The sequence below is a fragment of the Bradyrhizobium lablabi genome (assembly GCF_001440475.1).
GTDB classification, from domain to species: domain Bacteria; phylum Pseudomonadota; class Alphaproteobacteria; order Rhizobiales; family Xanthobacteraceae; genus Bradyrhizobium; species Bradyrhizobium lablabi.
Genome location: NZ_LLYB01000060.1, coordinates 83,770 through 84,117, shown reverse-complemented (window position 1 = coordinate 84,117; position 348 = coordinate 83,770). Strand labels below are relative to the sequence as shown.

The following is a 348-nucleotide window of genomic DNA, read 5'->3' as shown; positions in this document are numbered from 1 at the left end:
TCGGCTCGGCCGCCAATAACGGCCAGATGATCGCGGAAATCTCCGCGACCCATCGCACCACCGAGATGTTTCTGCAGATCGCGCAGCGGCTCACCGGCCGCGGCGAGACCAAGAAGCCGAAGAGTTCGTTGCTGTCACCATTGATCGAGAAGTTGCGGGCCAAGAAGTAGACAGCCCGCGTGGAGTGCCATCGTGTTCGGTAAGCGTAGCGGAAATGATAGTGATACGCGGGTAATGAAGCCCGCCATGCAGGCGCCGGAGCCGGCGGCTGCGCCGGTCGTTGCGCGCGAGATGGCCGCGCCGGCCGTCGCTTCGCCCCCAATCGCGCCCAAGGCGCCGCCACCGCCC

Annotated in this window: 2 pseudogenes; both read left to right on the top strand. The window is 65.8% G+C overall.

The features are described from left to right. Nucleotides 1–170, top strand: a pseudogene (locus CQ14_RS46165) (CtpF protein); the annotation flags it as partial. 22 nt (nt 171–192) lie between these two features. Then, a pseudogene (locus CQ14_RS46160) lies at nt 193–348 on the top strand (CpaF family protein); the annotation flags it as partial.